This window comes from Halobacillus seohaensis (assembly GCF_042663045.1).
GTDB lineage: Bacteria > Bacillota > Bacilli > Bacillales > Halobacillaceae > Halobacillus_A > Halobacillus_A seohaensis.
This window is the reverse complement of record NZ_JBHSZV010000029.1, coordinates 66,051-73,956: the sequence shown is the minus strand read 5'-3', so window position 1 is coordinate 73,956 and position 7,906 is coordinate 66,051. Positions and strand designations below refer to the sequence as shown.

General features: G+C 40.0%; 4 protein-coding genes and 1 pseudogene. All 5 read right to left on the bottom strand.

Annotated features, from left to right (window positions below; all coding sequences use genetic code 11):
* Positions 1–293: 293 nt before the first annotated feature.
* Positions 294–1,319 (bottom strand): annotated as a pseudogene (locus ACFQIC_RS11980) (IS110 family RNA-guided transposase); the annotation flags it as partial.
* Positions 1,320–2,154: 835 nt separating this feature from the next.
* Entirely contained in the window at positions 2,155–3,456 is a 1,302-nt protein-coding gene (locus ACFQIC_RS11975) for a M20 family metallo-hydrolase (protein ID WP_390217115.1), read from the bottom strand.
* An 11-nt stretch (positions 3,457–3,467) separates the two neighbouring features.
* Entirely contained in the window at positions 3,468–4,709 is a 1,242-nt protein-coding gene (locus ACFQIC_RS11970) for a metal-dependent hydrolase family protein (protein WP_204712102.1), read from the bottom strand.
* Between the two features lie 21 nt (positions 4,710–4,730).
* Positions 4,731–5,903: a hypothetical protein gene (locus ACFQIC_RS11965; protein ID WP_204712100.1), complete on the bottom strand. Its 1,173-nt coding sequence runs from the start codon at positions 5,901–5,903 to the stop codon at positions 4,731–4,733.
* Between the two features lie 113 nt (positions 5,904–6,016).
* Positions 6,017–7,801 carry a helix-turn-helix domain-containing protein gene (locus ACFQIC_RS11960; protein ID WP_204712098.1) on the bottom strand — a complete coding sequence of 595 codons (1,785 nt, stop codon included), beginning with the start codon at positions 7,799–7,801 and terminating at the stop codon, positions 6,017–6,019.
* Positions 7,802–7,906 lie beyond the last annotated feature (105 nt).

The window sequence follows — 7,906 nt, the reverse complement described above, 5'->3', positions numbered from 1 at the left end:
GGTTCATTGCAATAGAACACGGATAGTGGAAGATAGTCCTTCTGGGAAAGGGATTCGTTTCTCATACATCGAATGGGGAGGCTTGGGAATCTCCCCGTTTCCTAGCCACCCATCCTTTGCTTTTAATGAACGGCCCTACTGCCATAAGTCGTCTTCGTGTTCGCTACACCATATGGAACAAGTGTGCCAGTTGCAAACTCCCATCTATGAATAGCCTACAATTTGAAGAACCCATTACTGAGGTTTCCGTATGCCTCACAATGGCAAGGAGGGCCGGGAAATCGCGAGACTCCACCTTTACGTGAAGCCGTTCGCCGGTAAAGAGCGCCAAGGTAGTTTTTGGATCCTCGAACAGAATGAGCTGCCTCAACCAGTGATGATTTAAGGTATTTGTTTCCATTCAACGTTTTTGAAGACTTCCGTTTCCCGGCACTTTGATTATTTCCGGGGACTAACCCTGCCCAAGAACACATTTGAGGTGCCGTAGGAAATTGCTCCTTAATATTTGTGCCAAGTTCGGCAATCATTTGTTCCGCCACTTTTCTCCCAATGCCAGGAATGGAATCTAAACGTTCGATATCCTCTTGAGATTCTTCCATTCTTTTTGATATCTCTTTGTCTAATTTATCAATTTGATCCGTAAGTAAATCAATATGATCCAGGATGGTCTTTATCATGAATCATTGGTGGTCTTTAATACATCCTTGAAGCGCGAGTTTCAATTCCTCTTTTTTCTTTTTCATAACGCCTCTCGCTAAGTTTGATAACTCTTCAAGGTCATCATTTCCTTCAGCTATGGAACGAAGCATATCACGAGCAGAAACTCCCAAAACGTCAGAAACAACAGACCCAAGCTTGATATTAGCTCCTTCTAACACTTTCTGCATTCGATTGTGTTGTCTGGCACGTTCTTCAATAATACTCCGACGATAACGAACAAGTTCACGTAATTCGCGCTGATTTCGATCAGGAATGTAACTCGCTTTAAGCAATCCATGTCGAAGAAGTTTGGCAATCCATTCAGCATCTTTCACATCGGTTTTACGGCCAGGAACAGCTTTAATATGTTGAGCGTTCACAACTAGAAATTCAATGTCTTCGGCTTCTAGTAGATTAACAATAGGTTTCCAGTAGACACTTGTACTTTCCATGGCCACATGGGTACAATTCCGTTTCTTAACCCAGTCCACCAACTCAATGAGATAGATGGTTTTCGTTGAAAATGTCTTAATCTCCTTTCCTTCCGGTGTAATGGCACAAGCAGTAATGGTATCTTTGTGGACATCCATACCACAAGCATTCTCAATGACTACATCCATTGAAAACATCCTTTCTGCGGCAAGTAATAGTAGAGGCTGGCGCAACAACCAGAATAGGGTTAATCTACCATGAGTGCTTCCTATAAAGGAGCAACAGTCTGTGATACACCGTGGTCGAAGGAGTCAGACTATGGGGAGGGCTCTCACGCACCAAGGAGTCTCGACCTTCCTCATCCAGCCGTAGAATCAGTATAGGCATACGATAACCATTTTCATTCACTGTGGTGTAGAGCTGTTTTTTTGCGATACATGAATGGCTATGGGATGAACATGATCGGTGAGATCCCGCAGGGCGATAGCCCGAGGAAGCTCGCCACATGCCCATGGAAAGCGAGTGATTTCCCGGACCTCCAAACGCTTTCAACCATAACGGAAACAACATCTCTCGAAGCTGAGTGTTTTTTCCTGTCAAAGTGGAGGATTAAGTCCAATTTACCCCTAATTTATAAACTGAAAATGGGGATAGAATTTTTAGGGATTTGCTTTTCTTAAAATTTACCGGACTTTTTCAGTGGCCTCGAGAAGGAGCTAGGCGAGACACCACAGGGAGTGTCAACGACCGAGGAGGCTTGCCAGTTCCCCCGCAGGAAAGCGAGTTGTTTCAAAGCCACCCCTATCCCTTATACGGTAACGAACCCCCATGATCTCGAAATTGAGTCTTTCAGCGTTTGAAGGTCCGGGAAATCACTCGCTTTCCGTTCCTTTGCTTCATAATCTGGAGGCTTTAGTTTAACAAGAAAATAAAAAAGCAGTTCAGTTTTGTACTCCAAAACTGAACTGCTTCTTAAATGAAACTGCTCTATCTATATAAATTATCAACCAGTCGTCTATTTGTCTATTTCTCTATAATCGTCTCTATAAAATCTTTTAAAACATGAACAGTTTGCACACAATCATTCAAGGAAGACCACTCTTCAGGAGTGTGACTAATCCCATCTTTACTTTGCACAAACAGCATCGATACAGGAAGATGATGACCGACAATTAAAGCATCGTGACCTGCTCCACTTGGTAACATTCGAGGTTCAATGCCATTCCGCTTTAATGACTCACTCATTATATTCGTGACGTCAGTAGGAATTGGAACGGGCGCAACGCGTAAAACTTGTTTATAGTTACATCGAGTTCCAAATTCTTCAGCCACTTTATTAGCTTCGTCTATAATTAAATCAACTAATTTATCCCGCGTCTCTTCATAGATATCGCGGATATCTACGATTAAATTGACTGTACCTGGGATAACGTTAGCTCCATTTGGATACACATTAAGTTTTCCAACAGTAGCTACAGCTGTAGAACTAACTTGGCTAGGAATATTGTGAATGTTACTGACAAATTTGCCCGCTGTCACTAAGGGATCCACTCGTCCTTGCATCGGTGTATTGCCTGCATGGCCAGCATTTCCTTCAAATGTGACTTCTAGCCAGGATGGACCTGCAATCCCTGATACGATCCCTGTAGGAAGATCGTCTTGTTCTAAGATCTTTCCTTGCTCGATATGCACTTCAACATAATGTGCTATTTCTTCAAGGTTACGTTGAGCATTAAAAAAACCTTGTGATGATAAGCCTACATCATTTAAGACAGTATCAAATGAATCCCCATTTTGATCAACTAGCCCCGATTGTATCTCTTCATCTATTTCACCTGCCATCGCTCGACTTCCAGTCAGACCACTATTAAATCTTGCCCCTTCTTCATCTGAAAAAATAACCACTTCATACGATTGTTGAGGCTGGAATCCTTGCACCTTCCATGATTCTACTATTTCCAAGGCGGAAAGGACGCCTAAAGGTCCATCAAAATGGCCTCCATTTGGTACGCTATCCAGGTGGGAACCACTGGAAATGGCTGGTATCTCAGGATTCTTCCCTGCTAATCTTGCAAAAACATTTCCTGCTCCATCTTCAGTAATCGAAAGACCCGCTTCCACCATCCAACCTTTAACTAGTTCCTTTGCTTGTTTCTCTTCTTTAGAAAATCCTAAACGTCGGCTTCCACCATCTGGTGTTAAACCGATCTCAGAGATAGCATGCAGCCTTCTTGCCATTCGATTACCATCGATTCCTTCACGACTTAAACTAATATCATAGTCTTTCAATAATTGAGTATATAAATCCCAATTTAATTCACTCACACCATCACATCCTATTTCAACAAGTCTTTACATACTTTTCCGTCTTTCATTACAAAAACGATATGGTTCGCATCTTCTAAGGAGTGAATATCTTCAAGAGGATTTGTATTTGTTAATATCAAATCCGCCCACTTACCTTCTTCAACTGTCCCTGTTTGTTCTTCCCATCCAAGACATTCGGCGGCTGTTTTTGTTGAAGCAACGATGGATTCCATAGGGGACATACCAATATCACACATTAGACCTAATTCACGGAGATTTGTTCCATGTTCCATCACACCAGCATCTGTTCCCATGGCAATTTTCACTCCTGCCTGATAGGCTTTGGCGATACTAGCTTGGTGCGCTTCTATGACCTCTTTGGATTTCTCAACTGCATATGGAGCCATTCGATCATTTTGCTCACCTGACTCTAATACAGACACAGGTGCAAGTAACGTTGGCACAAGGAATGTTCCATTTTCCAGCATTAATTCAATCACTTCATCATCGATATAGATGCCATGTTCAATCGAATAAATCCCTGCTCGTATTGCGTTTTTTATACCTTCCGCACCTTGAGCGTGTGCCATGACCTTCACACCATTACGATATTGGGCTTCTTCTACCATGACTCTTAATTCCTCATAAGAAAATTGAGTGAATTCAGGATGGTCGGTCGGGCTGGTCACTCCCCCAGTCGCATGAACTTTAATAACGTCCGCACCTGACCTCAACATTTTTCGTACTGTTTTTCTTACTTCTTCTACTCCATCACAAATCCCATTAGGCATTCCTGGATAGGTTTGAAGGGTTGCATCAACACCTGAACGAGTCCAGTTGTCACCGTGACCTCCTGTAATCGTCAGTGGATTAATACTGATTTGCATTCGCGGGCCATCAATTAATCCATCCTCAACAGCCTTTTTCACACCTATATCTGTAAAACCTGCATCTCTTACAGAGGTAATTCCTACGTCTAATGTTCTTTTTAGAAATTGAGTACTTTCAAAGAAACGATAAGAGAACGGGTTCGAAATAGTATCTTGAATATTTTTCAGTTCCATAGTCATGTGAACATGTGTATCAATGAGGCCAGGCAAAATATATTTCCCTTCAGCATCGATTACCCTCGTGTTTTCTGGGACATCTATATCTTTCACATGTCCAACTTTTACGATTTTGCTGCCTTCTACCAAAACCGTTGCATCCGGGATAGGAGATCCCCCTTGTCCATCGATCAACGTCCCATTTTCAATTAGAGTGTATCCCATTTGAATCTACTCCTTCTCATTTTAAATTGTACTGATTAACACACTTGCGATAACAATTGATCCAACTGTTACGGAAGTAAAACCTCCAATTAACATCGGAGCAACTAACTCATCCATTATTTGTTTTTCTTCCTCTTCTGTGCGACCCACACTACGACTAACTTCTTCAACTATTAAATAGTCACCAGGAAATCCATACATCGCAGTTAACACAACAGGAATTGCTTTTGTTGGCTTCCATTTGAAAATTTTCGCGCCTATGATTCCACCGAGGATTAATCCAATCGTTCCAATAACAATGATGCTAACGACTGGGATTAATGAAGAAACTACCTGATCAAAAGTGATACCCACCAAGGAGTTCACTACAACAATGATGAGTGCAACCATTGCTAAACCTGAACTGTTCGAACGATCTAGCGCTCGGTCAGGGTAGAAGCGAATAGCCGCACCAATCACACCAATAGCAAGTGACCAAAGGCTATAATTAATCCCTGTTATATTACCTAACCATGTAGCAAACGCACCGCCTATAAATAATAGGAAAAGTATGAAGAAATCGCTGCTCATAAACTTTTCAGGAAGTAAAAGTTTTTTCTGACTTTCTCCTCCTAGTAATCCACCACCCGTAGAATCCCGAGTTTCCTGTTCTCCATTCGACAAATCATCTCTAATGCTCATTGCGTATTTACTTAACAATATAGATGTAAGAGGCATGCCCACTAAGTTTTGAAGGGCAAATACGACGACAGGGATAGCTGCTAATGTCGTAAATCCCGCTGCTGTTAAACCCTCCGAAGTAACAATATAAGCAATAATCCCACCAGTTAATGGTCCTGCCCCAGCGACAGCCGTACTGTAACCGAAAATTAACGTAATGATTGAAAGAATCAACCCTACCGATAAGACCAAACCGATTAATGTAATGATAACTGCCTTGTATTGTTTTTTAATGACAGATAGCGGAATCATCGTTCCGAGATGGACAATTAATACAGGAACTAACACGCTCCCAGCTGCCACAAATGTTGAGGCTTCAATGAATGATTCAGGCATAATACCTGTTTGCAACAATGTGAAAGTAACAGCTATAACGACTAGCAATGTTGGAATTTTTGCTCTCGAAGAAAGCGAAAGCACTTCACCTAATGCAATAATAGTAATTAATATTAAGACGATATAAATAGGTTGCATTTTGCACATCCTTTTCTTATTGGTTAATATTCAAAATTATAAGACAATTCCAAAGAATAAAAAATGCATGTAACCGACAAATCTCTATGTAGAATTTTGTCGGTTACATACAACTAGTACTTTTTCATAGTAAGGTAATTTAAAATATGAAGAGCCAATTGTAACTCAAATGCCTTCTCTCCACTCAACCTATCAATATTTAATAAATCATTGATCGCTCTTAATCTATATTTAATCGTATTCACATGAACAAATAAATTCTTGGAACTCTCTGACATATTTTGATTTAATTCCAAGTATACCTCTAAAGTCCTTTTTAATTCTGTATCATGTTGTTTGTCATATGAGATAATTTCTCCAATTGTTTCATCAACATATTCTTGTAATTCCTTTCGATCCATTTTTAAAAAGAGACGATTGGGGCCTAATTGACGATAGGTGATTAGACTCTCTTCATTATAGGTGGATTGCAAATATTGAACCGACCTTTTCGCGTCTCTATAAGATATATGAACATCCTTCAACCGATTCACAACTTGGCCTAAGCCTACTAAATTAGATAACTGAAAATTAGATTTAGAAAGTTCGATTATCTTTTTATATAATTGTTTTAAATGAGCAAAAACTCGTTCTTCGCTTTGGCTAGCTCTCACCGTAAACATGAACGTCAATTCCATATTTTTATCATAAACAAGTGTTTTATACGGAAGCTTCGATAGTTCTCGATACAACACACGCATTAGTTGTGCTTTCTTCTCATTGATCTTTTGAAAAGAAAGTAATGGATTCTGAATGTACAATTGGACGATAACATAATGATGATAGTCATGTTCTGGAAAGTTAATCTTAGCCAAGTGATCTGAAGACAAATCATCGTATGGAGCTTGAATTAGTTGTTCCAAGATTGTTCCAGAGTAGCTAAAATCATCAGCTAATAATCGCTCTTGCCGATCAATTTCCATTGCAAAAATCGTCAAAGCTTGTTCGATAGCAAATCGATCTAATGGGTCTAATTCCAATTGATCTTCAACAACAATGGTAAGAAGCCCCATTGTAAACTTCTCTGTTTTAATCGGGAAAAAGTATACAAAATGTTCTTGATTAATCAATTCTAGATTATGATAGGAAACATTCTCCTCGTTGATTACTTGATAGAGCATGTCTATATACTTTTGGCCGAGCTCTGCGGAGAAATCCTTTGCTCCTTCATCGGATAAGGCTAACGGTTCCATAAACTCATTAAATACAATAATAGGCTTTTCGATTAACGCAGCTAAGGATTTGGTGATATCTTCAAGTCCCCCTTTTGAAAGAGAAACCCTGGAGAGCTCTTCATGGATCCTCTTCGTCCGTTCATTTTGAGAAAATAAAGTCGCATTCTCAATGGCAATGGTAGCCTGCGTCGCAAACGTTTCTAGTAACTCTAAGTCCTTTTCATCGAATTGTATGTTTTCCTCATAAATATCTACGGTCAACACACCAATAGACTCCCCATTAGACATTAAAGGTACACAAATCGCACTCATCGGATACTCCATACTACCTAGAGATTTCGCATAAATCTCTTTTGCTTCAGAAGTAAGATTAGACATTCCGCTGTAGGTATCTTTAGAGGAAGTAAAAACCCTCCCCCTCCTAGAAGAGAAGGTCTTGCCACTCATTCCTTGTCCTGGTTTCATTCGGACATCTTTTAAATATTTCATATCAAAACCAATGGCACTTTTCGCATAAAGTTCATCCGTTCTTTTATCATACAAAAATAAAACGCTGGCGTTCGACCCTGAGATCACCTTAAGCACTTCTTTAATTAATTGGTGTAAAACGTCTGATAAATCGCGTGTCGAATTTAATACTCGGACGGAGTGTATTAAACTCATTAAACGTTTCTCGGTTTCCATGAAGGAGCCCTCCTTTCTACTAACCTTTATAGTAATTATAAATGATAAACCATTTATATACTTCAATAAAGCATAAGTAGTGGCGGATCCCCTTGTTACATAGGG

Excerpts from the sequence above, each read along its gene's own strand:
- ACFQIC_RS11970 (WP_204712102.1), bottom strand. The coding sequence starts at position 4,709 with ATGGGATACACTCTAATTGAAAATGGGACGTTGATCGATGGACAAGGG.
- ACFQIC_RS11965 (WP_204712100.1), bottom strand. The coding sequence starts at position 5,903 with ATGCAACCTATTTATATCGTCTTAATATTAATTACTATTATTGCATTA.
- ACFQIC_RS11960 (WP_204712098.1), bottom strand. The coding sequence starts at position 7,801 with ATGGAAACCGAGAAACGTTTAATGAGTTTAATACACTCCGTCCGAGTA.